Annotated in this window: 22 protein-coding genes; 12 read left to right on the top strand and 10 right to left on the bottom strand. The window is 73.1% G+C overall.

What is annotated here, in order from left to right; all coding sequences use genetic code 11:
• Window position 1 precedes the first annotated feature (1 nt).
• Together IEX22_RS06245 and IEX22_RS06240 are read left to right on the top strand one after the other, a co-directional pair.
• The gene (locus IEX22_RS06245) at window positions 2-1,861 is read left to right on the top strand and encodes an alpha-glucosidase (protein ID WP_188667478.1); all 1,860 of its coding nucleotides are present in this window, start codon (window positions 2-4) and stop codon (window positions 1,859-1,861) included.
• 26 nt (window positions 1,862-1,887) lie between these two features.
• Complete coding sequence (locus IEX22_RS06240) at window positions 1,888-2,325, top strand: DUF2568 domain-containing protein (protein ID WP_188667477.1); 438 nt, start codon at window positions 1,888-1,890, stop codon at window positions 2,323-2,325.
• Here IEX22_RS06240 and IEX22_RS06235 read toward each other — a convergent pair.
• The 4 genes from IEX22_RS06235 to IEX22_RS06220 form a co-directional block, all read right to left on the bottom strand.
• Entirely contained in the window at window positions 2,276-3,076 is an 801-nt protein-coding gene (locus IEX22_RS06235; RefSeq protein WP_188667476.1) for a metal-dependent transcriptional regulator, read from the bottom strand. The two genes, IEX22_RS06240 and IEX22_RS06235, sit on opposite strands and share 50 nt — an antisense overlap.
• A complete protein-coding gene (locus IEX22_RS06230; protein ID WP_188667588.1) occupies window positions 3,073-4,257 on the bottom strand; it encodes an Nramp family divalent metal transporter in 1,185 nt (394 codons plus the stop codon). The genes IEX22_RS06235 and IEX22_RS06230 overlap by 4 nt, the downstream gene beginning before the upstream one ends.
• A 185-nt stretch (window positions 4,258-4,442) precedes the next feature.
• Window positions 4,443-5,282 (bottom strand): histidinol-phosphatase, encoded by an 840-nt coding sequence (gene hisN / locus IEX22_RS06225; RefSeq protein WP_188667475.1) that lies wholly within the window; start codon window positions 5,280-5,282, stop codon window positions 4,443-4,445.
• On the bottom strand, window positions 5,279-6,277 hold the full coding sequence (locus tag IEX22_RS06220; RefSeq protein ID WP_188667474.1) for a lysylphosphatidylglycerol synthase transmembrane domain-containing protein: 999 nt from the start codon (window positions 6,275-6,277) through the stop codon (window positions 5,279-5,281). Before IEX22_RS06220 ends, hisN begins: the two co-directional genes overlap by 4 nt.
• A gap of 193 nt (window positions 6,278-6,470) precedes the next feature.
• On the opposite strand from IEX22_RS06220, the gene IEX22_RS06215 reads away from it, so the two are divergent.
• The gene (locus IEX22_RS06215; RefSeq protein ID WP_188667473.1) at window positions 6,471-7,217 is read left to right on the top strand and encodes a CDP-alcohol phosphatidyltransferase family protein; all 747 of its coding nucleotides are present in this window, start codon (window positions 6,471-6,473) and stop codon (window positions 7,215-7,217) included.
• 4 nt (window positions 7,218-7,221) lie between these two features.
• Here IEX22_RS06215 and rsgA read toward each other — a convergent pair whose 3' ends face one another.
• Genes rsgA through IEX22_RS06200 form a run of 3 tightly spaced genes read right to left on the bottom strand, consistent with a single transcriptional unit; the run spans window position 7,222 to window position 10,475 of the window.
• Window positions 7,222-8,328 (bottom strand): ribosome small subunit-dependent GTPase A, encoded by a 1,107-nt coding sequence (rsgA, locus tag IEX22_RS06210; RefSeq protein ID WP_188667472.1) that lies wholly within the window; start codon window positions 8,326-8,328, stop codon window positions 7,222-7,224.
• 36 nt (window positions 8,329-8,364) lie between these two features.
• A complete protein-coding gene (aroA, locus tag IEX22_RS06205) occupies window positions 8,365-9,738 on the bottom strand; it encodes a 3-phosphoshikimate 1-carboxyvinyltransferase (RefSeq protein WP_188667471.1) in 1,374 nt (457 codons plus the stop codon).
• Between the two features lie 29 nt (window positions 9,739-9,767).
• On the bottom strand, window positions 9,768-10,475 hold the full coding sequence (locus IEX22_RS06200) for a DoxX family protein (RefSeq protein WP_188667470.1): 708 nt from the start codon (window positions 10,473-10,475) through the stop codon (window positions 9,768-9,770).
• A gap of 248 nt (window positions 10,476-10,723) precedes the next feature.
• Here IEX22_RS06200 and IEX22_RS06195 point away from each other — a divergent pair, with 248 nt between their 5' ends.
• Both IEX22_RS06195 and rsrA read left to right on the top strand, forming a co-directional pair.
• A complete protein-coding gene (locus IEX22_RS06195) occupies window positions 10,724-11,443 on the top strand; it encodes a sigma-70 family RNA polymerase sigma factor (RefSeq protein ID WP_438816602.1) in 720 nt (239 codons plus the stop codon).
• Complete coding sequence (gene rsrA / locus IEX22_RS06190; RefSeq protein ID WP_188667468.1) at window positions 11,440-11,703, top strand: mycothiol system anti-sigma-R factor; 264 nt, start codon at window positions 11,440-11,442, stop codon at window positions 11,701-11,703. Before IEX22_RS06195 ends, rsrA begins: the two co-directional genes overlap by 4 nt.
• Before the next feature lie 89 nt (window positions 11,704-11,792).
• On the opposite strand, the gene IEX22_RS16530 is transcribed toward rsrA, so the two are convergent.
• Window positions 11,793-11,867 (bottom strand): 50S ribosomal protein bL37, encoded by a 75-nt coding sequence (locus IEX22_RS16530; RefSeq protein ID WP_369299106.1) that lies wholly within the window; start codon window positions 11,865-11,867, stop codon window positions 11,793-11,795.
• A 165-nt stretch (window positions 11,868-12,032) separates the two neighbouring features.
• Here IEX22_RS16530 and IEX22_RS06185 point away from each other — a divergent pair, with 165 nt between their 5' ends.
• A complete protein-coding gene (locus IEX22_RS06185; protein WP_188667467.1) occupies window positions 12,033-12,434 on the top strand; it encodes a VOC family protein in 402 nt (133 codons plus the stop codon).
• A gap of 21 nt (window positions 12,435-12,455) precedes the next feature.
• On the opposite strand, the gene IEX22_RS06180 is transcribed toward IEX22_RS06185, so the two are convergent.
• Together IEX22_RS06180 and IEX22_RS06175 are read right to left on the bottom strand one after the other, a co-directional pair.
• On the bottom strand, window positions 12,456-13,058 hold the full coding sequence (locus IEX22_RS06180) for a GDSL-type esterase/lipase family protein (protein WP_306464428.1): 603 nt from the start codon (window positions 13,056-13,058) through the stop codon (window positions 12,456-12,458).
• Window positions 13,059-13,162: 104 nt separating this feature from the next.
• Window positions 13,163-17,041 (bottom strand): multifunctional oxoglutarate decarboxylase/oxoglutarate dehydrogenase thiamine pyrophosphate-binding subunit/dihydrolipoyllysine-residue succinyltransferase subunit, encoded by a 3,879-nt coding sequence (locus tag IEX22_RS06175; protein WP_188667465.1) that lies wholly within the window; start codon window positions 17,039-17,041, stop codon window positions 13,163-13,165.
• Between the two features lie 303 nt (window positions 17,042-17,344).
• On the opposite strand from IEX22_RS06175, the gene guaB1 reads away from it, so the two are divergent.
• From guaB1 to IEX22_RS06145, 6 genes are all read left to right on the top strand, one after another.
• Window positions 17,345-18,817 carry a GMP reductase gene (gene guaB1 / locus IEX22_RS06170; protein WP_188667464.1) on the top strand — a complete coding sequence of 491 codons (1,473 nt, stop codon included), beginning with the start codon at window positions 17,345-17,347 and terminating at the stop codon, window positions 18,815-18,817.
• Between the two features lie 229 nt (window positions 18,818-19,046).
• On the top strand, window positions 19,047-20,480 hold the full coding sequence (locus IEX22_RS06165; RefSeq protein ID WP_188667463.1) for a hemolysin family protein: 1,434 nt from the start codon (window positions 19,047-19,049) through the stop codon (window positions 20,478-20,480).
• The gene (locus IEX22_RS06160) at window positions 20,477-21,532 is read left to right on the top strand and encodes a hemolysin family protein (protein ID WP_188667462.1); all 1,056 of its coding nucleotides are present in this window, start codon (window positions 20,477-20,479) and stop codon (window positions 21,530-21,532) included. Before IEX22_RS06165 ends, IEX22_RS06160 begins: the two co-directional genes overlap by 4 nt.
• A 204-nt stretch (window positions 21,533-21,736) precedes the next feature.
• Complete coding sequence (locus IEX22_RS06155) at window positions 21,737-22,756, top strand: metal ABC transporter solute-binding protein, Zn/Mn family (protein WP_188667461.1); 1,020 nt, start codon at window positions 21,737-21,739, stop codon at window positions 22,754-22,756.
• Entirely contained in the window at window positions 22,753-23,571 is an 819-nt protein-coding gene (locus IEX22_RS06150; protein WP_188667460.1) for a metal ABC transporter ATP-binding protein, read from the top strand. The genes IEX22_RS06155 and IEX22_RS06150 overlap by 4 nt, the downstream gene beginning before the upstream one ends.
• A 1-nt stretch (window position 23,572) precedes the next feature.
• A complete protein-coding gene (locus IEX22_RS06145; RefSeq protein ID WP_188667459.1) occupies window positions 23,573-24,481 on the top strand; it encodes a metal ABC transporter permease in 909 nt (302 codons plus the stop codon).
• The last annotated feature ends 86 nt before the right edge of the window (window positions 24,482-24,567 follow it).

The raw sequence follows: 24,567 nt of genomic DNA, 5'->3' as shown, positions 1-24,567 counted from the left end.
GATGACCGGACACCACGCCGACGCCGCTCCCGCCGACACCGCTCCCGCCGTTGCCTCGTCCGCCGTCCCGGACCCCGCCGACGCTCCCTGGTGGACGCGGGCGGTGGTCTACCAGATCTATCCCCGCAGCTTCGCCGACGGCGACGGGGACGGTTTCGGCGACCTGGCCGGCATCGCCTCGAAGCTGGACCACCTCGCCGAGCTCGGCGTCGACGTGATCTGGCTGTCTCCGATCTACCCGTCCCCGCAGCACGACAACGGGTACGACATCGCCGACTACCAGGACATCGACCCCCGCTTCGGCACGCTCGAGGAGTTCGACGCGCTGCTGGCCGCGGCCCACGAGCGGGGCATGAAGCTGATCATGGACCTCGTCGTCAACCACACCTCCGACGAGCACGCCTGGTTCCTCGACTCGCGCTCCTCCCGCGCGGCCGACAAGCGCGACTGGTACATCTGGCGGGACCCGCGGCCCGGTTTCACCGGGGGCACCCCGGGGGCCGAGCCGACCAACTGGCGGTCCTTCTTCTCCGGGCCGGCGTGGCAGTGGGACGAGGCCACCGGCCAGTACTTCCTGCGCCTCTTCGCCCCGCAGCAGCCGGACCTGAACTGGGACAACCCGGACGTGCGCCGGGCCGTGTACGCCATGATGCGGTGGTGGCTCGACCGCGGCGTGGACGGCTTCCGGATGGACGTCATCAACCTCATCTCCAAGGGCGAGTACGTCGACGTCGAGCCGGTGACCTCCTCGATGCCGCTGGGCGCCGAGCAGTACGCCAACGGGCCGCGCGTGCACGAGTACCTGTCGGAGATGCACCGGGAGGTGTTCGCGGGCCGGGACGCGGAGCTGATGACGGTGGGGGAGACGCCCGGCACCCCGCTCGAGCACGCCCAGCTCTACACGGACCCGACCCGCGCCGAGGTGGACATGATCTTCCAGTTCGAGCACGTGGGCCTCGATCACGGCAAGGGCGGCAAGTGGGATCCGGCGACCCTGGACCTGCGGCACCTCAAGGCCAATCTGGCCCGGTGGCAGGACGGGCTGTTCGGCCGCGGCTGGAACTCGCTGTACCTGAACAACCACGACCAGCCGCGTCTCGTCTCCCGGTTCGGGGACGACGGTCAGGGGCTGCTGGAGCAGGGCGACGTCGACGGGGCCGAACGGGTGCGCTACGCCTCCGCCACGGCGTGGGCGGCGGTGCTGCACCTGCAGTGCGGTACGCCGTTCATCTACCAGGGCGAGGAGTTCGGCATGACGAACGTGCCGTTCGGCGGGATCGAGGACTTCGCCGACGTCGAGGCCGTCAACCACTACACCGAGGCGGTGCAGCAGCAGGGCGCGGACCCCCGCGACGTGCTCGCGGCGCTACGCCTGATGACGCGGGACAACGCCCGGACCCCGGTGCAGTGGGACGACTCGGTGCACGGCGGCTTCAGCGCCGCCTCCGACCGGCCGGACGTCACCCCGTGGATGCCGGTGAACCCGAACTACGCGACGATCAACGCGGCGGCCGACCGGGCGTCCCGCCGGTCGATCTTCCGCTTCTACCAGCGGCTGATCGCGCTGCGGCACACCGACGACGTCGTCGCCTTCGGCCGTTTCGACCTGCTCGAGCCCGACCACGAGCAGCTCTTCGCCTACACGCGCACGCTCGGCGACCGGGTGCTGCTCGTCACCGCGAACCTGAGCGGACGGCCCTGCCCGCTCCCGTCGTCCTGCCGGCCGGCGACGGCGCGGCCGGTGCTGACGAACGTGCCGGACGACGCCGCCGGGGAGGCGGATCCCGCCGTGCTGCAGCCGTGGGAGGTGCGCGTGGTGGCCGTGCCCGCGGGCGTGCCGGACGCGGGCGCCGGGGTCTGACCATGCCGCGGCGGGTGGGGCCCGGTGTGCTCCTGCTCCGGTCGCTGCTCTCGTTCCTGCTCGAGCTCGCCGCGCTGATCTCCCTCGGCGTCGCGGCCTTCCACCTGCTGCCGCTGGCCTGGGCGGTGCCCGTGGGCATCGCGTCCCTCGTGGTGGTGGTGCTGGCCTGGGGCCGGTGGATGGCGCCGCGCGCGTCCCACCGGATCGGCCGGCCCGCCCGGCCACTGCTCGCCGGCGGCTTCTTCCTGCTGGCGGCGGCCCTGCTGGCGCTCTCGGGGCTGCCCTGGCCCGGCCTCGCGATGGGCGTCGGGGCGTCGGCGCTGCTCGGTCTGGAACGGTTCGGCCGTGGCCGGGACGAGGAGCGCCGCGTCCGGGAGGTCCGGCTCCCGGTGCCACCGGAGCAGCACCTCGACGTCAACGAGCGGGACGATCCTGGCGCGGACGCGGGACGGGACGATCCGTGAGGGTGCACCCGTCGTGCTCGCCCCGGTCCGCGACCCACACGGCCGCCGCGTCCTGCCGGGCGAGCAGGACGGCGTCCGCGGCCCCCACCACGCGCACCCGCACGACGGCGCCGCTCGCCCGCCGGTCGTCGGGTGGGTCGAGCACGGTGAGGTCGGTGTCGGGTCCGATCCGGGCCGCCGCGAGTGCACGCAGCAGGGCCGGGTCCGCGTCGCTCACGCGGCGCACCCGGACCGGGTGGCCGGCGTCGAACCCGGCGAGCGGACGGGCGTCGGGGACGACGACGGCGCCGTCACGACGGGGAATCGGATCCCCGTGGGGGTCCCGCTCCGGATCGCCGAGCCGCTCGGCGATCGCCTCGATCAACCGGTCCGAGACCGCGTGCTCGAGCCGCTCGGCCTCGTCGTGCACCTCGTCCCAGCCGTAGCCGAGCTCGCTGGCCAGCCACGTCTCCAGCAGCCGGTGGCGGCGGATCATCGCCACCGCCAGCGCGCGGCCCGCCGGCGTCAGCTCCACCGGCCGGTACGGGCGGTGGACGACGAGGCCCCGCTCGTCCAGGCGCCGCACCATCTCGGACGCCGACGCGGCGGTGACGCGGAGCCGCGCGGCCAGCGCCGTCGTCGTGATCGGTCCCGGGTTCCACTCCGTGTGCGCGTGGATGGCCTTGACGTAGTCCTCCACGCTGGCCGAGGACCTGCCGCGAGGGGCCGCGGCGTCGCCGCGTCCGGCCGCTGCCGCCCGCGGCGCGCTCACCCGGCCGCTCCCGTGACGGTCAGCCACAGCAGCACGGCGTTCAGCGCCACGATCAGGGCCACCGCCGTCCAGGCCAGCACCCGGGTGAGCACCGGGTCCCGGTACTCACCCATCAGGGATCGCCGTCCGGTGTACCCGACCAGCGGGATGACGGCGAAGGGGATGCCGAAGGAGAGCACCACCTGGGAGATCACCAGTGCCCAGGTCGGGTCCACGCCCGCCGCGAGCAGCGCGATGGCGGGGACGAGTGTCATCGCCCGGCGCGCGAGCAGCGGGATCCGCAGGTGCAGCAGGCCGCCCATGATCACCGCACCGGCGTAGCTGCCCACGGAGGTCGAGGCGAGGCCGGAGGCGAGCAGGCCGACCGCGAACAGCACGCCCACCAGGGGACCCAGCGCGGCGACGATCGCCGCGTGGGCGCCGGCGATGGTGTCGGTGCCCTCCACGCCGCCCAGCGTCGAGGCGGCCAGCAGCAGCATCCCGATGTTGACCACCCCGGCGACGGCCAGCGCGCCGCCGACGTCGAACCGGGTGGCGCGCAGCACCAGGGCGGTGTCGCGCTGGGCGTGGTGCCGGTCGCGGCTGAGCGCCGAGTGCACGTAGACGGCGTGCGGCATCACCGTCGCGCCCAGCATGCTGGCGGCCAGCAGCACGGATTCGGCGCCGTCGAACCGGGGCACCAGGCCGCCGACGACGCCGCCGGCGTCGGGTGGGCTGACCACCAGGCCGGTGAGGAAGCCGAGGGTGATCACGGCGAGCAGCCCGACGACGACCCGTTCGAAGGGGCGCTGCCCGTGGCGGGTCTGGACCAGGAGCACGCCCATCGACACGAGGCCGACGATGAGGCCGCCCAGGGGCAGGGGGACGCCGAACAGCAGCTGCAGGGCGATCGCGCCGCCGACGACCTCGGCCAGGTCGGTCGCCAGGGCCACGAGTTCGGCCTGCACCCAGAACGCCCGCCGCGGCCAGGGGGAGAGCCGATCGCCCAGCAGTTCGGGCAGGGAGCGCCCGGTGACGATGCCGAGCTTGGCGGACTGGTACTGGACGAGCACCGCGACGGCGTTGGCCGCGACGAGCACCCACACGAGCAGGTACCCGTAACTCGCCCCGGAGGTGAGGTTGGCGGCCACGTTGCCGGGGTCGACGTAGGCGACGGCGGCGACGAACGCCGGGCCGAGCAGGGCGACGGACGGCCACCGGCGGCGGCGGCCCGGGGCGGGACTGCCGGGCGCGGCGTCGCCGGAGACCGCGGCGTCCGACGGCCGACCGACAGAGTTAGGCACACCTGAAAATTACCGCCGCACGGCGCGGACGGCAACGCCCGCCGTCCCGGGCCGTCATGGCCGGGGCGGCGGGCGCGCCGGGGTCAGCGCTCGGCGGGGGTGAGGGCGAGTTCGTCCAGGCCGGGGTTGAGCCGGCGCAGCACCTCGGTGTGCAGCCGGGCGTTCGTGGCCAGGGCGTTGCCGCCGAAGGGTCCGTCGACGCCGTCGAGGGAGGTGAACCGGCCGCCGGCCTCGGTGACGATCGGCACCAGTGCCGCCATGTCATGCAGATTGAGCTCGGGCTCGCAGGCGATGTCGACGGCGCCCTCGGCGACGAGGCAGTAGGACCAGAAGTCCCCGTACGCGCGGGTGCGCCACACGGCGTCGGTCAGGTCGAGGAACGCGTCCAGGCCGCCCCGCTCCCGCCAGCCGCCGAGGGAGGAGTAGGAGAGGGACGCATCGGCGAGCGTACCGACGTCGGAGACCCGCAGCCGGGTCGCCGCGGCGAGGGACCGGCCGGTGAACGCCCCGCCGCCCTCGGCGGCCCACCAGCGCTTGTTCAGCGCCGGGGCCGAGACGACGCCGACCACCGGTCGCCCCTCGTCGATCAGGGCGATCAACGTCGCCCACACCGGCACGCCGCGGACGAAGTTCTTGGTGCCGTCGATGGGATCGATCACCCACCGGCGCGGCCCCGAGCCGGTCGAGCCGAATTCCTCCCCGAGCACGGCGTCCCGCGGCCGCACCCGGGCGAGCTGGGCGCGGATGGACTCCTCGGCGGCGGTGTCGGCGTCGCTGACCGGGGTCATGTCCGGCTTGGTCTCCACCGTCAGGTCCTGGGCCTTGAACCGCGTCATCGTCTGCGCGTCGACCGCGTCCGCGATCACGTGGGCGAGGCGCAGGTCCTCGGTCCAGGGCGAGGACGTCCGGTCGCGAGCTGTCATGGTCTCTCCTGTGCCGCCCGGCGGGCGTGGCGTGATCGGGGGTGGTCGGATGGGGGTCGCGGCGGGCGGTGCCCGGCGTCGTCCGGGTCGCCGGACGGGCGCAGACGGTCCCTGCGCAGTGTACGGGCCAGCAGGACGAGCCCGCCCGGCAGCACGGAGACGAGCGCCAGCAGGCCGTACGCGACGGACACGGCGACGCCCAGCCCGGGTGGCTGACCGACGAGCAGGAAGCCGAGCGCGGCGGTGCCCTCGCGCGGTCCCCAGCCGGCCACGTTCAGGGGCACGGACATGCCGGCGAGGCTGATCGCGGCCAGCGCCGGCGCCTGGCCGAGCGGCACGTCCGGCGCGACGACGAGCAGCGCCACCACGAACATCGCCGCGAACACGGCCCAGCCCGCGACCGAGAGCCCGGCCACCCGGGCCAGGTCGCCACGGGTCAGCCACCGCAACCACGGCCACGCGACCGCGGCGCACACCGCCGCGACGGCCAGGGACAGCAGCCCGACGGCGGGCTGCAGGGCCAGCAGGGCGATCCCTGCCGCGGTGAAGACCACCGTCGTCCCGGCCAGGCGCTCGGCCGTGACGGTGCCGGCGCTGCGCTTGAGGGTCGCGCCGGGGGAGTCCGTCCCGGCCCGGGGCTGTTCGACGGCGCGCAGCGCGTCCCCGGCCAGCCCGCCGGGGAGCACGGCGTTGAGGAAGGCCGCCTGCCAGCAGCGGGAGACGGCCGCGCCGGGCGTGATGCTCAGGCCGCGGGTGCGGGCGACGAGGCGCCAGCGGCCGGCCTGGAGCAGAACGCCGAACGCGCCCAGCAGCAACCCGGCGACGGCCGCGGGCACCGTCAACACCCGGGTCGCGGCGGCGAACGGCGCGGGACCCCACACGATCACGACCCAGACGAGGATCCCGACCGTCACGCCCACCTGCAGCACGAGGGTGAGCGTCCGGAGCCCGGGACGACGGGGCCGGTCCGGCCCTGGTCGCCCGGCTGGTCCCATGCCGGCAGTCTAGCGAGGCGCCGTCCCGGGAAGGTGGGGCACGGGCGGCGCACGCGCGCGTCCGGTCGGGCGCTGGCCCACGGAGCCGGTTCCGGAGGAAGATGGCTCCACGTGCCCGTGCGGCCCCGTGCGGGCACGCCGTTCGCGTGCGGGCGGCGGCGGGCGCAGGACGCGACGGGCGACGGAGGCGGCGATGCACCGGATGGCGAGCCGGGTCGGTCAGCGCGCGGTGCTCGATGTCGTCGTGACCGTGCTCGGTTGCCTGGGGGTGGGCATCCTGCTGGTCCAGTTCGGGGGTGCCTCGCCCTTCGGCAGCGCCGCCGCCGTGATCAGCGGGCTCACGCTGGTGTCCGTCGGGGTGGTCAGCGTCGCGCGGCGTCGTCCGCTGTTCTCCACGCCGGCGGACCGGGTGACGCTGACGCGGGCGGTGCTGGGCGGCGGCTGCGCCACGATCGTCGTGCTGGCCCTGCTGGGGGCGGTTCCCTTCCGGTCCTGGTGGCTGCTCCTGCTGGCGGCCCCGGCGGTGCTGCTGGACGCCGTCGACGGTTGGGTGGCCCGCCGCACCGGCACCGCGTCCGCGCCGGGGTCGCGGCTGGACATGGAGACCGACGCGGCGCTGCTGCTCGTGTTGTCCGTCCCCCTGACGTGCGTGCTGGGGCCGTGGGTGCTGGCGGTCGGACTGATGCGCTACGCCTTCGTGGCCCTCTCCTGGTGGCGGCCGGCGCTGCGGGGCCCCCTCGGGTTCAGCCGGTTCCGGCGGATCGTGGCCGCCGTGCAGGGCGTCGTGCTGGTCGTCGCGCTGGTCCCGGTGCTGCCGGTGCCGGTGGCCGGCGTACTGGTGGCCGTCGCCCTGGCGCTGCTCACCGTCTCCTTCGCCCGGGACGTCGTCGCCCTCGAACGAGTCGCCCGGCGTCCCCGCCCCTCGATTCCCCCACGCTGACCGGTCAGCGGGAGGGGAGGGGGCCGGGGGCCTCGGCGGCGCCGAGTTCCTTCTGAGCCGCCGCGGCGTCCGCCCCCACGCCGAGCAGCCGCCGGAACGATGCCAGCCGTGCGGGGCCGGCCGGGCCCGCACCACCGTCGGCCACCCATCCGTCCAGTTCGCAGCCGTCGTCGGGGCTGCGGTGCTCGCACCCGCGCGGGCACTGCTCCGCCCCGGGCTCCAGGTCGTCGAACGCGCGCAGCAGCGTGTCGGCCGAGACGTGGGCCAGCCCGAAGGACCGGATGCCGGGGGTGTCGATGATCCAGCTGCCGGCGGCGCCGTCGGCCAGCCGGATCGCGAGGGCCGAGGAGGAGGTGTGCCGCCCGCGGCCGGTCACGTCGTTGACCGTGCCGGTCGCGCGGCCGGCGTCGGAGAGGGCGTTGACGAGGGTGGACTTGCCCACCCCGGAGTGCCCGATCAGCACGCTGATCCGCCCGTCGAGCCGGCGCCGCAGGGCCTCGATCGCCTCCGGGTCCAGTGCCGCGTCGTCCTCCTCGCCGGCGGCCGAGCCCGCCCGGCTGATCACCACGGGCAGGTCGAGGTGCGCGTAGTTGGCCAGGAACGGGGCCGGGTCGGCGAGATCGGCCTTGGTCAGGCACAGCAGGGGAGCGATGCCGGCGTCGTAAGCGGCCACCAGCGCGCGATCCACGAACCCGGTGCGCGGCTCGGGCCGGGCGGCGGCGGTGACGATCACGAGCTGGTCCGCGTTGGCGACGACGACGCGCTCCACCGGGTCGGTGTCGTCCGCTGACCGGCGCAGCACCGTCCGCCGGTCCCGGATGCGCACGAGCCGCGCGAGAGTGTCCGCGGTGCCGCTGACGTCGCCGACCAGGTCGACCTCGTCCCCCGGCACGATCGCGGTACGGCGCAGCTCCCGCGCGCGGGCCGCGATGACGACGCGTTCGTCGGCCGTGTCCTCGTCGACCACGGTCGTGTACCGGCCGCGGTCCACGGTGACGATGCGGCCGACGACGGCGTCCCGGTGCTCGGGCCGGTCCTTCGTGCGGGGCCGCGTGCCGCGCTTGTTCGGCCGGATGCGCACGTCCGACTCGTCCCACTCGCGCCCGCTCACGGCGTCCTTGCGGTCTCGGTCACGGGCACGCGGGCCTCAGGCGGTGCCCGCGAGCATCCGCGCCCACAGGTCGGCGAACTCGGGCATCGTCTTGGCGGTGGTGGCGATGTCCTGCACGCGCACGCCCGGGGTGACGAGCCCGAGCACCGCGCCGAACGTCGCCATCCGGTGGTCGGCGTAACTGCGCAGGTCGGCGGCGTGCAGTGCGCCGCCGTCGATCACCAGACCGTCGTCGGTCTCGCTGGTGGTGGCGCCCGCGCGGGTCAGTTCGGCCCGCAGCGCGGCCAGCCGGTCGGTCTCGTGACCGCGCAGGTGCGCGATGCCGCGCAGCCGTGACCGGCCCGGCGCCACGGCGGCGAGGGCGGCGACGGTGGGGGCCAGCTCACCCGCGGCGGAGAGGTCGAGGTCGACCGGGCGCAACCGCGTGGGCCCCGTGACGGTGAGCAGGTCCGGTCCGCGCGTGACGGTCGCCCCGAAGGCGGGCAGGATCTGCCGCCAGTGGTCCCCGCCCTGCGTGGTGTGCTCGGGCCAGCCGGTGACGGTGACCCGGCCCCCGGTCACCAGGGCCGCGGCCAGGAACGGGCCGGCGTTGGAGAGGTCCGGCTCGACCGCCACGTCGAAGTGACGCACGGGCCCGGGTCGGACCGTCCAGACGTCGGGGGTGCCGTCGTCCACGGCGACGCCCGCCTCGCGCAGCACCTGCACGGTCATCTCCACGTGCGGCAGGCTCGGGATCGGGGCCCCGGCATGCTCGAGCCGCAGCCCACGGGCGAAGCGCGGAGCGGCGAGCAGCAGGGCCGAGACGAACTGGGAGGACGCGGACGCGTCGATCACCACGTGATCGCCGGTCACCGCGCCGGTGCCGTGCACGGTGAACGGCAGGGTGCCCCGGCCGTCGTCGTCGACGGTGACCCCGAGCGCGCGCAGTCCGTGCAGGACGGCGGCCATGGGCCGGCGCCGGGCGCCCTCGTCGCCGTCGAACCGCACCGGCCCGTCCGTCAGGGCCGCCAGCGGCGGGACGAAGCGCATCACGGTGCCGGCGAGCCCGCAGTCGACCGACCGCTCAGGGGCCGGGCCGGAGGCACCGGCCGCGTCGGAGACCTCCGGGGCGGGCACGCCGGTGGGTATCGGGGCGGTGAACCGCCAGTCCGGGCCGAAGTCGCCGTCACCGGGCACGTCCTCGACTCGCGCCCCGAGCGCCCGGACCGCGGCCAGCATGAGGTGGGTGTCCCGGGAGTGCAGGGGCGAGCGCAGCCGCGACCCGTCGCCGGCGAGGGCACCGAGCACGAGGTACCGGTTGGTCAGGGACTTCGAGCCGGGCACGCTGAGCACCGCGTCCACGGGCTGCGGCGCGAGCGGAGCCTCCCACCAGGGGAGGCTCCGCTGCGCCGCGTCGTCGGTGCCGGTCATGCTGTCCACGGTGCTGCGGGCGCGCCGCTTCAGAGGATGCCGGCGGCCTTGAGCTGCTTCTCGGCCCTCTTCTGCCAGGTCGAGGCGTTCTTCGACGCGGGCTTCGCGTTCCTGGCGGCGGCCTTCGAGGTCTTCGCGGCGGCGTCGCGGACGCTCTTCCGGGCGTCCGCCGTGCTGGAGACCAGGTTCTTCTTCGTGTCCGCGGCGACGCTGCGGACGTTCTTCTTCGCCTCCGCGGCCGACTTCTGCAGGTTCTTGCGGGTCTCGGACCGGGCGGCGGAGCGCTTGGCGCCGGCGGCCGCGTGCTCGGCACGCCAGGCCAGGGAGGGCTTGCCGTTGCGGTCGACGGCCGCGAGGGCGGCGCCACCGGCGAGGCCGACGTTCCTGAGCAGCTGGGTGCGCCGGGCGGCCTTCTCCTCTGCCGTGTCGGCGGGCGCCTGCGTGAACTCGACCCAGGCGTTCACCGCCTGCGTGCCGACCAGCACGGTCGAGGCCAGGCGGGTGACCTTGCCGACGGCCAGCAGCGCACCGGCGCCGGCCTGCACGCCGCCGAGGACCTTGGTGACCGTGACCTCGTCGCGGGTGTACGCGGCGACCTGGGGGGCCACCGAACGCAGGCCGCCGATCACGGGCTGCAGGGAGGAGGCCTGGCTCGCGGCGTTCTTGAACCGGTCGATGCCGGAGAGGACGAAGGTGCCGGCGAGGGCGGGTCGGGCGAAGAAACGAACGAGCGTCATGATCTGCCTCCAGTGTGGGAACGACGGCGCGGACGTGCGACGACGGTCGATCGGCCGCCCCGCGCACCGACGCCGAGGGTCGGTGCTTGCCAGTTTTCCATCTTTTCCCGCCTCCGCCCACCCGCGGGCGGAACGCGGCGGGCGCGACACGCAGGCCGGTCGCCGGCCGCGGGGGAATATTCGCGCCACGACGCGTGGTTGGCATCTGGTGGAAGGAACACCAGCGACGGACGCGGGAGGGAGGGGCCATGCCGGTGCTCGAGGCGACGCCAGTAGACTGGGCGACGATGACTTCAGCACCACGCACGCCCTCTCCCGCGGCCGACGACGCCGCGAGCGACGCGCCGACCGATTCCCCCGACGTCGACGTCGCCCGTGAGACGCCGGACCAACGCCGGGCCCGCTTCGAGCGGGACGCGCTCCAGTACGTCGATCAGCTCTACTCGGCGGCCCTGCGGATGGCGCGCAATCCCGCGGACGCCGAGGACCTGGTGCAGGAGGCCTATGCCAAGGCCTTCTCGGCCTTCCACCAGTACAAGCCGGGCACGAACCTCAAGGCCTGGCTGTACCGGATCCTGACCAACACGTACATCAACCTCTACCGCAAGCGGCAACGTGAGCCGCAGCAGTCGCAGTCGGAGAACATCGAGGACTGGCAGATTGCCCGCGCCGAGTCGCACACGTCGACCGGGCTGCGCTCCGCCGAGGTCGAGGCGCTCGACCACCTGCCGGACTCCGACGTCAAGCGCGCGCTGCAGGAGATCCCCGAGGACTTCCGGCTGGCCGTGTACCTGTCCGACGTCGAGGGCTTCGCCTACAAGGAGATCTCGGAGATCATGGGCACGCCGATCGGCACCGTGATGTCCCGGCTGCACCGCGGCCGGAGGTTGTTGCGAGAGAAGCTCTCCGACTACGCCGCGGACCGCGGCATGCGGGTGAGCAGCACCACCAAGGAGAAGACGACATGAGTGAGGATGACTGCACGGCCCTCGGCGGCTGCACGGACGCCCGGATCGAGCGGCTCTACGAGTACCTCGACGGCGCCCTGCCGCGCGAGGACATCGACGAGATCAAGGCGCACCTGGACCACTGCCCCGAGTGCGTCCAGGAGGAGGAGGTGGAGCGGGTGATCCGCACCGTCGTGCGCCGCAGCTGCGCCGAGACCGCCCCCGAGACGCTCAAGGCCACCATCATCAGCCGGATCACGGCCGTGCGCGTCTCCCGCTGAGAGCTCCCGTTCCCGCGGTCGATCCGCACGGAACACGCCGAGAGGGCCCCGGACGTGTGTCCGGGGCCCTCTCTCGTGCCGTCAACGGCTCAGGTGTTCGGCCGCTTGCCGTGGTTGGCTCCACCGCGCTTGCGGTCGCGGCGCTTACGTGCCCGCTTGCTCATCACTGCCTCCTTCGCCGTCGGTCGTCATCGTCGCCGTCCATTCTCCCACAGCGGGGGACGTGTTCCGGACGCGGAAGCCACCCCGTGAGGTGAGGGCGGACGGGAGCTGTCCGCATCGGCACGTACGCTCCTGGTGTCCGGCCGCACCGCACCCCAGGAGGAACCGTGGACCTGCGCTGGTACTCGATCGTCATCGACTCGTCCGACGTTGCCGCCCAGGCCCGCTGGTGGGCCGAGGTGCTCCACTGGCGGATCGTGTACGAGGCGGCCGACGAGGTGGTGATCGTCCCGGCCTGGGCCGATGAGGAGGCGCTCGCCGCCACCCCGTTCGACCGGGTGCCGCCGGGTATGGTGTTCGTCCCGGTGCCGGAGAGCAGGACGGTGAAGAACCGGATCCACCTGGATCTGGCGCCGCATACCAGCCTGGACCGGGACGAGCAGGTCGACCGGTTGCTACGGCTGGGAGCCGCCCGCGTCGACGTCGGGCAGGGACCCGACGTCAGCTGGGACGTCTTCGCCGACCCCGAGGGCAACGAGTTCTGCCTGCTCTCCTCGCGGGACCGGTAGCCGCTCGCGGTCGGCCCACCGTCACGCCGGGACGGGCAGCCGCATCCACTCGTACCAGCCGCGGTGCAGCACGAGCCACGCGAGCAGCCCGTACCCGGCCTGCCCCGGCCGGCCGTCGTTGGCGGCCAGGTCCGCGCGCCACTGCTCGTGGTGCTGCAGCGGGGTGAACGTGTCCACGTAGATGTGGCGACGCCGCGTGGTCACGTCGGCGAAGGCAGCGGAGAGGTCGGCAAGCCGGCGGTTCCGCACCGGGTCGAGCCCCGGCGGCGGCCCGACCACGATCACGGGGATGCCCTGCTGGGAGGCGCCGTCGATGATGTTCGCGAGGTTCAGCCGGCTGCGGGCGCTGGAGACCTCGACGTCCAGGTCGTGCGCCGCGAGCCCGATGACGAGGCGGTTCTCCGCGCCGTCCTCGAACCGGCGGCCCACCTCATCCTGCCAGCGGGCGGCCAGGGCCTCGGTGCCCTCCTGCGGGGCGGCCAGCGTGTAGGCCGCCAGGTCCAGGTCGTCGGTGGGGGTCCGGGCGATCACCCGGCCGAACCAGCCGAGGGCGCGCGGATCGCCCACCCCGGCCAGCAGCTCGTCGCCGACGGCGCTGATGCGCACAGTGCGTTGCTCGAACACGCGGAGCACAGCCTTCCTCGCCCTCCTCGGAGGGACGGAACCAGATCAGTGGGGGACAGGGCAGCGGGCGCCGGGGATCGACCTCGGCGCCCGCTGCACGAGCGTCAGTCCTGCGCGAACGCCGAGGAGACGAGCCCCTGCAGCTCCACCGCGTGCCGCTTGGCGGATCCCGTGGCGGGGGAGGCCGACGCCGGCCGGGAGACGAGGCGCACCGGACGATCCAGCTCCGGCACCAGGTTCAGGCCCATGAACGGCCACGGTCCCTGGTTCGCCGGCTCGTCCTGCGCCCACACGATCTCCGCGTTCGGATACTGCGCCAGCTCGGCGCGCACCTCCTCCAGCGGCAGCGGGTAGAGCCGCTCCACCCGGATGATCGCGGTGTCGGTGGTGCCCTGCTTCTCGCGGTGCGCCGCCAGGTCGTAGTACAGCCGGCCCGAGACGATGACGACGCGCTTGACGTCCTCCGCCCGCAGGTTCGCCGTATCGCCGATCACCGGCCGGAACGTGCCCTGCGTGAAGTCCTCGACCGACGAGGCCGCGGCCTTGAGCCGGAGCAGCTGCTTCGGCGTGAACACGATCAGCGGCCGGCGCGGCTTGCTGAAGGCGTGCCGCCGCAGCAGGTGGAAGTGCGACGCCGGGGTGGTCGGGTTGGCCACCGTCATGTTGTCCTCGGCGCACATCGTCAGGTACCGCTCGATCCGGGCGGAGGAGTGGTCCGGGCCCTGACCCTCGTAGCCGTGCGGCAGCAGCAGGGCGAGCGAGGACCGCTGGCCCCACTTCTGCTCCGCGGAGGAGATGAACTCGTCGATGATGGTCTGCGCGCCGTTGGCGAAGTCGCCGAACTGCGCCTCCCACAGCACGAGGGCGTCCGGACGTTCCACCGAGTAGCCGTACTCGAAGCCCATGGCCGCGTACTCGCTCAGCAGCGAGTCGTAGATCCACAGCTTCGCCTGGTCCTCGGTCAGGTGCGTCAGCGGCGTCCACTCGTCGCCGGTGACCCGGTCGTGGAACACGGCGTGCCGCTGCACGAACGTGCCGCGCCGCGAGTCCTGCCCGGCGAGCCGGACCGGCACGCCCTCCATCAGCAGCGAGCCGAGTGCGGCGAGTTCGCCGAAGCCCCAGTCGATGCCGCCCTCGCGGGACATCTGTTCCCGCTTCTCCAGCAGCGCCTTGAGCTTCGGGTGCACCGTGAATCCCTCGGGGATGTCCAGGTGCGCCTGCCCGATCCGGGCCAGCCGGTCGGCGCTGATGGCGGTGGAGTCGGGCACGTTGATGCCGCGGTCCTGCTGCTGGGCGGCCGGCAGCTCGAGGTCGGAGACCGCTTCGCTGTCCCGGGTGACGACCGGCATGGGGGAGGTCTGCGCGGCGTGCGTCTCGGAGAACACCCGCTCGAGCCGCTCCTGGTAGTCCTTCAGCGCCTGGTCCGCCTCCTCCTGGCTGATGTCGCCGCGGCCGACGAGGGCCTCGGTGTACAGCTTGCGGGTGGAGCGCTTGTGCTCGATCAGCGTGTACATCATCGGCTGGGTCATCGAGGGGTCGTCGCCCTCGTTGTGACCGCGGCGGCGGTAGCTGATCATGTCGATCACGACGTCCTTGTGGAACCGCTGACGGTACGCGAACGCCATCTGCGCGACCCGCACCACGGACTCCGGGTCGTCCCCGTTGACGTGGAAGATCGGCGCCTGCACCATCCGGGCGACGTCGGTCGAGTAGACCGAGGACCGTCCTGACGACGGGGCGGTGGTGAAGCCCACCTGGTTGTTGACGATGACGTGGATCGTGCCGCCCGTGCGGTAGCCGCGCAGCTGCGAGAGGTTCAGCGTCTCCGCCACCACGCCCTGACCCGCGAACGCCGCGTCGCCGTGCACCTGCACCGCGAGCACCGGGAACGAGGAGGGACCGTCGGCGCCCTGGTCCAGCCGGTCCTGCTTCGCCCGGACGATGCCCTCGACGACCGAGTCGACGGCCTCCAGGTGGGACGGGTTCGCGGCCAGGTAGACCTTGGTCGAGTTGCCCTTCTCGGAGACGTACGAGCCCTCGGTGCCGAGGTGGTACTTCACATCGCCGGAGCCCTGCACGGACTTCGGGTCGACGGTGCCCTCGAACTCGCGGAACACCTGGGCGTACGTCTTGCCGGCGATGTTGGTCAGCACGTTCAGCCGGCCACGGTGGGCCATGCCGATGGCCACCTCGTCCAGCCCGTCGTCGGCCGCGTTGTCCATGATCGCGTCCAGCAGCGGGATCAGGGACTCGCTGCCCTCGAGGGAGAACCGCTTCTGCCCGACGAACTTGGTCTGCAGGAACGTCTCGAACGCCTCGGCGGCGTTGAGCTTCGCCAGGATGTGCAGCTGCTCCTCGCGGTCCGGCTTCTTGTACGGGTGCTCGAGCCGCTCCTGGAACCACTCCCGCTCGGTGGGGGACTGGATGTGCATGTACTCGATGCCGACGTTGCGGCAGTACGCGTCGCGCAGGACACCGAGGATGTCGCGCAGCAGCAGTTTGGGCTTGTCGCCGAAGCCGCCGGTGGGCCACTCCCGGTCCAGATCCCACAGGGTGAGCCCGTGGGTGCGGATGTCCAGGTCGGGGTGCTTGCGCTGGACGTATTCGAGCGGGTTGATGTCGGCCATCAGGTGGCCCCGCACCCGGTACGCGTGGATCAGCTGCTGGATCCGGGCGACCTTGTTGATCTGCTCGATCGGGTCGACCTGCACGTCCTGCGCCCAGCGGACCGGCTCGTAGGGGATCCGCAGGACCTCGAAGATGTGGTCGTAGAAGTCCTGCTCGCCGAGCAGCAGCTGGTGCACCAGGCGCAGGAACTCGCCGCTGCCGGCACCCTGGATGACCCGGTGGTCGTACGTCGAGGTCAGCGTGATGATCTTGCTGATCGCGTGCTTGGCGAGGATCTTCTCGCTCGAGCCCTGGAACTCGGCCGGGTACTCGAGGGCGCCGACGCCGACGATCGCGGCCTGGCCGGCGGAGAGCCGCGGCACCGAGTGCACGGTGCCGATGCCGCCGGGGTTGGTCAGGGAGACCGTGGTCCCGGCGTAGTCGTCCATGGTCAGCTTGTTGTTGCGGGCCCGCTTGACCAGATCCTCGTAGGCCGTCCAGAACTCGACGAAGTTCATCGTCTCGGCCTTCTTGATGTTCGGCACCACGAGCGTGCGGGTGCCGTCCGGCTTCGGCAGGTCGATCGCGATGCCGAAGTTCACGTGCGCCGGCTGCACGGCGGTGGGCTTGCCGTCGACCACCTCGTAGCGCACGTTCTGCGACGGGAACGCGGCCAGCGCCCGCACGACGGCGAACCCGATGAGGTGGGTGAAGGAGACCTTGCCGCCCTGCGCCCGGCGCAGGTGGTTGTTGATCACGATCCGGTTGTCCACGAGCAGCTTGGCCGGGACGGCGCGCACGGTGGTGGCGGTCGGCACGGTCAGGCTGGCGTCCATGTTCGCGGCCACGGCCTTGGCGACGCCCTTGAGGACGGTGCGGGTGTCCTCCTCGGTGCGCTGGTCGCGGTCGTTCGTCGGCAGCTGCGCCGGGATCGGCGTGCGGATGCGCCGGCTGTTGGTGCCGGGCTCGGCGATCGGGGTGGGCTTGGTGCCGAGCAGCATCGGCCCGGCGCTGCCCTTCGCGTCGGCGTCGGGATCGGCGGGGTTGGTCGCCGGGCCCTCGTTCGTCACGTCGGAGCCGGTGCCGCGGGACTCCTGAGGCGACCGCTGCTGCGGCGCCCGGTCCTGCGCGGGCTTCGCCGCCCGCGGCGAGGAGGAGGCCGACGCGGCCTGCCCGGTGGTGGGGGCCGCCGGAGCACCGTTGCCCGCGGCCGCCGCGCCCGTGCCGTTCGCGTCGGCGTCGAACGAGTCGAAGATCGGCCACCACTTCTGGTCGACCGAGTTCCGGTCCTTCGTGAACTGTTCGTACAGTTCATCGACGAGCCACTCGTTCCCCGCGAACTCCTCGGGAATGCGCTGGTGTGGTTGGTGTGGCAATGAATTCGCCTCTTCCGTCTGTGCTGCCCGATCCACCGTCGTCCCGGCCGCACAGGCGCTCGCGTCACGCGCACCGCAGCGGACGTCCGTGGTCGGCACGTCGTCAGGCCGCGCGTGGTCGCGCCTGGGCAGCGAAGACCACTGACAGTCTAGTGACGACGCGCGGGGGTGGCGAATCACGACGACGCCCGGTGTCGGCGCGGTCCCGGCGTCCGGGATTTGCCGCACCGGTGCGAGGAACGGTATCGTCGTCAGGTTTGCCGTCTGGATCGCCAGCACGATTGCCGCAGGAGAGCGCCGAGAATGAAGTTCCTCACCGAGCCCACGACCGATCTGACGTACGCGGACGTGTTCATGGTCCCGTCCGCCTCCGATGTGGCCTCCCGGCTCGACGTCGACCTCGCCACCGACGACGGCACCGGCACGACCATCCCGATCGTCGTGGCGAACATGACCGCCGTGACCGGCCGGCGGATGGTCGAGACCGTCGCCCGCCGCGGTGGCCTCGGCGTGCTGCCGCAGGACGTGCCGCTGCCGGTGATCGCCGAGGTGACCTCCTGGGTCAAGGCCCGGCACACCGTCTTCGAGACTCCGGTGCGGCTCGGCCCGGGCGACACCGTGGTCGACGCGCTGCACCTGATCGGCAAGCGCGCCCACGGGTACGTCGTCGTGGCCGACGACGAGGGCTGCGTGCTCGGCATCGCGGGGGAGACGGACCTGGCGGGGGTGGACCGCTACGCGTCCCTGGACTCCGTGCTGCGCCCCGCCCTGACCGTCGACGCGGCCGGCCTGGACGCCGCGGACCTCGCCTCGGACCCGGCCCGCGCCGAGGCCGCCCTGCGCGACGCGTTCGGGCTGATCACCGGCACCGCGGCCGGCTTCGCCCCCGTGGTGCGGGACGGCGTGCTCGCCGGCGCCCTGACCCGGACCGGCGTGCTGCGCTCCGGGCTGTACCGTCCCGCCGTCGACGGCCAGGGTCGCCTGCGGGTCGCCGCCGCGGTCGGCATCAACGGCGACGTCGCCGCCAAGACCCGCGGCCTGCTCGACGCGGGCGTCGACACGCTCGTCGTCGACACCGCGCACGGGCACCAGCGCCGCATGATCGACGCGCTGCGGACCGTCCGCTCCCTGGCCCCGCACGTGCCCGTCGTCGCCGGCAACGTCGTCAGCGCCGCCGGCGTGCGCGACCTCGTCGACGCGGGCGCCGACATCATCAAGGTCGGCGTCGGCCCGGGCGCCATGTGCACCACCCGGATGATGACGGCCGTGGGCCGGCCCCAGTTCAGCGCCGTGCTGGAGTGCGCCGACGAGGCCCGCGCGCTCGGCAGGCACGTGTGGGCCGACGGCGGCGTGCGTTACCCGCGCGACGTCGCGCTCGCGCTGGCCGCCGGCGCGAGCCAGGTGATGATCGGCTCCTGGTTCGCCGGCACCCACGAGAGCCCCGGCGACCTCCAGCAGGGCGCCGACGGGCGCCTCTACAAGGAGAGCTTCGGCATGGCCTCCGCCCGCGCGGTGCAGCACCGGACCCAGCAGGAGGAGGCCTTCGAGCGCGCCCGCAAGGGCCTGTTCGAGGAGGGCATCTCCAGCTCGCGGATGTACCTGGACCCGGCGCGGCCGGGCGTGCAGGACCTGCTCGACGGGATCACCTCCGGCGTGCGCAGCTCCATGACCTACGCGGGGGCGCGCACCCTCACTGAGTTCCGGCAGCGGGCCGTCGTCGGCATCCAGTCCGCCGCCGGATACGAGGAGGGCCGTCCGCTGGCGCAGAGCTGGTGACCGGGCCGCCGGGCCGGTGACCGGGCCGCCGGGCGCCCCGCATCCGCCCGGCCGGGCTCTTGTAGACTGGAGCCCTTATGGGAAGACACTCACCCCGCCGATCCATGAGGAGCGCCCCGGGCGCAGCTGACGCTGCCCCGGGTCGAAGTTCCTCGGGGCCCCATCGGGCCTTCCGCACCCGTCGCCCCGCGACGTCCCCCCGGCCGTCGACGCCGGTCCGGAGCCGTTGATGGAGTGGCTGCTCCTGGTCGCCGGGTTCGTGCTCATCCTCGGCACCGGGTTCTTCGTCGCCGTCGAGTTCTCGCTCGTCGCCCTCGACCAGCCGCAGGTGCAGCGTTCCGTCGAGCGCGGCGAGCGCGGGGCCGAGGCGCTGCTGCGCTGCCTCAAGAGCCTCTCGACCCAGCTCTCCAGCTGCCAGCTCGGCATCACCCTGACCACCCTGCTCACGGGCTACGTCATGGAGCCCTCGCTCGCCACGCTGCTCGGCGGCCCGCTGACCGCGGTGGGCGTGCCCGAGGGCGTGGTGCACGGCGTCGCGCTGATCGTCGCCATGGTCGTCGCGACCCTGTTCTCCATGCTGCTGGGCGAGCTGGTGCCCAAGAACATCGCGATCGCGATGGCGCTGCCGCTGGGCCGCGCGCTGGCCGGGCCGCAACTGATGTTCACCGCCGTGTTCAAGCCCGCCATCGTGGTGCTCAACGGCTTCGCCAACCGGATCCTGCACCTCGTCGGCCTCGAGGCCAAGGAGGAGCTGTCCGGGGCGCGGTCGCCCGAGGAGCTCTCCTCGATGGTGCGGCGTTCCGCGCAGCTGGGCACCCTCGACGCCGGCACGGCGACCTTCGTCTCCCGCACGCTCGGCTTCGCGAGCCAGACGGCGGCCGACGTGATGACCCCGCGGCCCCGGATGGCCGCCGTCGAGGACGACGCGACCGTGGCCGACATCGTCGAGCTCGCCCGCCGCACCGGGTACTCCCGATTCCCGGTGCTCGGTTCCTCCGTCGACGAGATCCGCGGCGTCGTGCACGTGAAGAAGGCGATCGCGGTGCCCGCCGAGCGGCGGGCCCACCTGCCGGCCGGCGTCATCATGACCGAGGTGCTGCGCGTCCCCGAGACCGTGCACCTGGACGCGCTGCTCGCCGAACTGCGCGACGGCAACCTGCAACTGGCCGTGGTGCTGGACGAGTACGGCGGCACCGCCGGCATCGTCACCCTGGAGGACCTGGTCGAGGAGATCGTCGGCGAGGTCTCCGACGAGCACGACCGGGTCAAGCCCGGTGTGCTGCAGAGCGCGGCGGGGGACTGGTACTTCCCCGGCCTGATGCGCCCCGACGAGGTCAGCGAGCAGATCCCCGGCCTGTCGGTACCCGACGAGTCGGGCTATGAGACGGTCGGCGGCTTCGTGATGAGCGCGCTCGGACGGATCCCGGCCGCGGGTGACACGGTCGAGCTCGAGTCCGGCACCCTGACCGTCGAGCGGATGGACGGCCGGCGGATCGACCGGATCCGGTTCACCCAGCGCGTCGAGGAGCCGGTGCTCGGGGGCGACGACGACGGCGTCACCACCGGCGGGGCGTCCGCCGTGCCGTCGCGCACCGCCGTCGGCGGGTCGCCGTCCCGCGCCGCGGGCTCGCACGCCGTTCCCGCTCGAGGGGAGGACCGATGAGCGACTGGTGGGGCATCGTCTGGCTCGTCGTCCTGTTGATCGGCAACGCGTTCTTCGTCGGTGCCGAGTTCGCAATCATGTCCGCCCGCCGCAGCCAGATCGAGCCGCTGGCCGAGACCGGTCACCGGCGGGCCCGCACGACGCTGTGGGCGATGGAGCACGTCTCCCTGATGCTCGCCTGCGCCCAGCTGGGCATCACCGTGTGCTCGCTGTTGATCCTGCAGGTCGCGGAGCCGGCGATCCACCACCTGATCGCCGACCCGCTCGGGTCGATCGGTCTCTCCGCCGAGGTGGCGTCGGTGGTCGGTTTCGCCGCCGCACTGCTGATCGTCACGTTCCTGCACGTCACGCTCGGCGAGATGGTGCCGAAGAACATCTCGGTCTCCGTCGCGGACCGGGCCGCCCTGGTGCTGGCCCCGCCGCTCGTGTTCGTCGGCCGCCTGGTCAAGCACGTCATCATGGCGCTGAACTGGAGCGCCAACCACCTCGTCCGGCTGCTGGGGGTCGAGCCGAAGGACGAGGTCACCTCCACGTTCACGCTCGACGAGCTGGCCTCGATCGTGGAGGAGTCCACGCGCACCGGCCTGGTCGACGACGAGGCGGGGATCATCTCCGGGGCCCTGGAGTTCTCCGGTCACCGCGCCCGGGACACCATGGTGGGGGTCGACGACCTGGTCACCATCGAGGTCGGCGCGACGCCGGAGGAGTTCGAGCGGACCGTGGGGCGCACCGGGTTCTCGCGTTTCGTGTTCGTCGACGAGGGCGGCAACCTCACCGGCTACCTGCACCTGAAGGACGTGCTGGCCATCGACCCCGCCGCCCACCAGCGGCCGATCCCCGAGTCGCGGGTGCGGACCCTGGTCAACCTCGCCCCGGACGAGGAGGTCGAGGACGCGCTGGCGCTGATGCAGCGCACGGGGTCGCACCTCGCGCGGGTGATCGACGGGAACGGCCGGACCCTGGGCGTGCTGTTCCTCGAGGACATCATCGAGCAGCTGGTCGGCGAGATCCGCGACGCGACGCAGACGCAGGACTCCCGCCGCCGCGGCTGAGCGCCGTCGGTGGGCGACCACCGGCTGTCGCCCCGGTGGTCGGGTGCCGGGCCGGCCGGTCGGTCCCGCGCCCGGCCAGATGCGAATGGTTCGCGACTGTGGTTAGGATGAGGGGTCGCTTGATGCGACCGGTTGTCATCTGCCGCACTCGATCGTCGCCGTCCGTCGTCGGACCGGCGCCCGTCCCGGAACCGAGGTCCCACCGTGCCCCGCCCCGCTCGCGTCCTGTCCGCGCTGGCCGTCGCCGCCCTGCTCCTGCCGCTCGCCGCGTGCGGCGGGGGTGACGCCGCCGCCGGCTCCTCCGGTGCCGCCTCCGGGGGAGACGGGCGGCTGAAGGTGGTCGCGTCCACCGACGTGTACGGCGACCTCGCGGCCACCGTCGGCGGTGACGCCGTCGAGGTGACCTCCGTGATCAGCGGCCCGGACAAGGACCCGCACTCCTACGAGTCGACCGTGCGGGACAGCCTCGCCGTGTCCCGCGCCGACCTGGTGATCCTCAACGGCGGCGGGTACGACACGTTCATGGAGGGCCTGGTCGAGAAGAACCAGGTCGACGCCGCCCACGTCGTCGACGCCGTCGCGACGTCCGGGCTGGAGCCCGAGGACGAGCACGACGCCGGGTCGAGCGGCGACGCGAGCGCCGACGACCACGGCGAGGCCGGCCACGATCACGACCACGGTGCCTTCAACGAGCACGTCTGGTACAGCCTGCCGGCGGCGCAGAAGGTGGTCACCGCGATCAAGGACCGGCTGGCCGCGGCCCGGCCCGCCGACGCGGCGACCTTCGACGCCAACGCCACGGCGCTGACCGGGCGGATCAGCGGGTTGACGCAGCGGCTCGCCGCGCTCAAGGGCGAGGCCGCCGGGGGCGGCACCACCCGCGACGTCGCGATCACCGAACCGGTGCCGCTGTACCTGCTGGAGGCCGCCGGCCTGCACAACGTCACCCCGGCGTCCTTCTCCGAGGCGATCGAGGAGGGCGGGGACGTCTCGCCGACGGACCTGTTCACCCTGCGCACGCTGATGCAGCAGAAGAAGGTCGCTCTGCTGGCCTACAACACGCAGTCCGAGAGCGAGCAGACCCGGACGGTCGCCACGGCGGCGCGGACCGCCGGCGTCCCGGTCGTCGACTTCACCGAGACCCTGCCGGACGGCAAGCACTACGCTGACTGGATGGCCGACAACATCTCCGGGGTGGAGTCCGCGCTCCGGACCGCGCGGTGACCCCCGTTCCCGACACCGCTCCCGCCGCCCGCCTCGCCGGTGCCACGCTCTCGTTCGGCGACCGCCGCATCTTCGACGGCCTGGATCTGACGGTCGAACCCGGCGAGTTCCTGGCCGTGCTCGGCCCGAACGGCTCGGGCAAGACGACCCTGCTGCGCACCCTGCTGGGGCTGCAGCACCTGGACGCCGGCACGGTCACCGTCGGCGGGAGGCCGCCCGGCCGGGCCGCCTCCCGGACGGGCTACATCCCGCAGCAGCGGCCCTTCGCCCCGTACACGCCGCTGCGCGCCCGGGACCTCGTCGGTCTCGGCCTGGACGGCACCCGGCTCGGTCCGCGCGTGCGACGACGCGAGCACACCCGGCGGGTGGACGAGCTGCTCGAGCGGGTCGGCGCGACCGGCTACGCCGACGCCCCGGTCGGGGCCCTGTCCGGCGGTGAGCAGCAACGGCTGCGGGTGGCGCAGGCGCTGGCCACCGACCCGGATCTGCTGCTGTGCGACGAGCCGCTGCTCTCCCTGGACCTGAAGCACCAGCAGGCCGTGTCCGCGCTGATCGACCGGCGCCGCACCGAGCACGGCACCGCCGTCGTGTTCGTCACCCACGAGATCAACCCCGTCCTCGAGCACGTCGACCGGGTGCTGTACCTGGTCGGCGGCCGGTTCCGGCTCGGCACCCCCGCCGAGGTGCTGCGCACGGACGTGCTCTCGCAGATGTACGGAACCCGGGTCGAGGTGATCCAGACCGGCGGCCGGCTCGTCGTCGTCGGCCTGCCGGACGCCACCACCCACCACCACCACCACGACGAGGAGAACTGACGTGGACGCCGACGCCGTGTGGGGGTCGATCATCGACTTCTCCGACTACGGGGAACTGCTGCCGCTGGTCACCACGTCCCTCGTCGCCGCGGCGGTGCTCGGCCTCGTGGGCGGGCTGATCGGCGTGTTCGTGATGATGCGGGACCTCGCCTTCGCGGTCCACGGCATCGCCGAGCTCTCCTTCGCCGGGGCCGCGTTCGCCCTGCTGGTCGGGGCCGACGTGGTCGCCGGCTCCCTCGTCGGCTCGGTGCTCGCCGCCGTCGTGCTCGGGTTGATGGGCGTGCGCGCCCGGGACCGCAACTCCACCATCGGGGTGCTGATGCCCTTCGGCCTGGGCCTGGGCATCCTGTTCCTGTCCCTCTACCAGGGGCGCTCGGCCAACAAGTTCGGCCTACTCACCGGGCAGATCGTCGCCGTCGAGGCGGTGCAGCTGCAGTGGCTGCTGATCGTCGCCGCCATCGTCCTCGCCGGCCTGGCCGTGCTGTGGCGGCCCCTCGTCTTCGCGAGCGCGGACCCGGACCTCGCCGCCGCGCGCGGGCTGCCGGTCGGTGCCCTGTCGGTCGGCTTCATGGTGCTGCTCGGCCTGGCCGTGGCGTTGTCCATCCAGGTGGTGGGGGCGCTGCTGGTGCTCTCCCTGCTGATCACCCCGGCGGCCGCCGCCCTGCGGGTGACGGCCACGCCGTGGCTCGTGGCGGTGCTCAGCGTGGTGTTCGGCGTCGTCGCGGCGGTGGGCGGGATCCTGCTCGCCCTCGGCGGCACCATCCCGATCAGCCCCTACGTCACCACCCTGTCGTTCCTCATCTACCTGGTCTGCCGGGTGACCGGTGAGGTGCGGGAGCGCCGAGGCGGCCGCCGGCGGGGTTCGCCGGTGCCGACCGCACCGGGTCAGGGAACGCCAGCTCGTCAATAGATGTGATGTCCAGGGAGGTTGTTCAGTCGGGTGATGGGTGGTTGGCCTCCGGTTGCGGTGTGGGGTCGATGGTGATTGTAGAAGTG

Origin of the sequence: Tersicoccus solisilvae (assembly GCF_014643255.1) — a bacterium.
In the GTDB taxonomy this organism is placed as follows: Bacteria; Actinomycetota; Actinomycetes; order Actinomycetales; family Micrococcaceae; genus Tersicoccus; species Tersicoccus solisilvae.
Note: the sequence above shows the minus strand (reverse complement) of the source record. Positions and strands in the feature narration are given on the sequence as shown.

Bases quoted from the DNA above. Each gene is read 5' to 3' on its own strand.
- aroA (WP_188667471.1), bottom strand. From the start codon at position 9,738: ATGACCGGCACCGACGACGCGGCGCAGCGGAGCCTCCCCTGGTGGGAG.
- IEX22_RS06220 (WP_188667474.1), bottom strand. From the start codon at position 6,277: ATGGGACCAGCCGGGCGACCAGGGCCGGACCGGCCCCGTCGTCCCGGG.
- guaB1 (WP_188667464.1), top strand. From the start codon at position 17,345: ATGAAGTTCCTCACCGAGCCCACGACCGATCTGACGTACGCGGACGTG.
- hisN (WP_188667475.1), bottom strand. From the start codon at position 5,282: ATGACAGCTCGCGACCGGACGTCCTCGCCCTGGACCGAGGACCTGCGC.
- IEX22_RS06195 (WP_438816602.1), top strand. From the start codon at position 10,724: ATGCCGGTGCTCGAGGCGACGCCAGTAGACTGGGCGACGATGACTTCA.
- IEX22_RS06165 (WP_188667463.1), top strand. From the start codon at position 19,047: ATGGAGTGGCTGCTCCTGGTCGCCGGGTTCGTGCTCATCCTCGGCACC.
- IEX22_RS06245 (WP_188667478.1), top strand. From the start codon at position 2: ATGACCGGACACCACGCCGACGCCGCTCCCGCCGACACCGCTCCCGCC.
- rsrA (WP_188667468.1), top strand. From the start codon at position 11,440: ATGAGTGAGGATGACTGCACGGCCCTCGGCGGCTGCACGGACGCCCGG.
- IEX22_RS06160 (WP_188667462.1), top strand. From the start codon at position 20,477: ATGAGCGACTGGTGGGGCATCGTCTGGCTCGTCGTCCTGTTGATCGGC.
- IEX22_RS06200 (WP_188667470.1), bottom strand. From the start codon at position 10,475: ATGACGCTCGTTCGTTTCTTCGCCCGACCCGCCCTCGCCGGCACCTTC.
- IEX22_RS06215 (WP_188667473.1), top strand. From the start codon at position 6,471: ATGCACCGGATGGCGAGCCGGGTCGGTCAGCGCGCGGTGCTCGATGTC.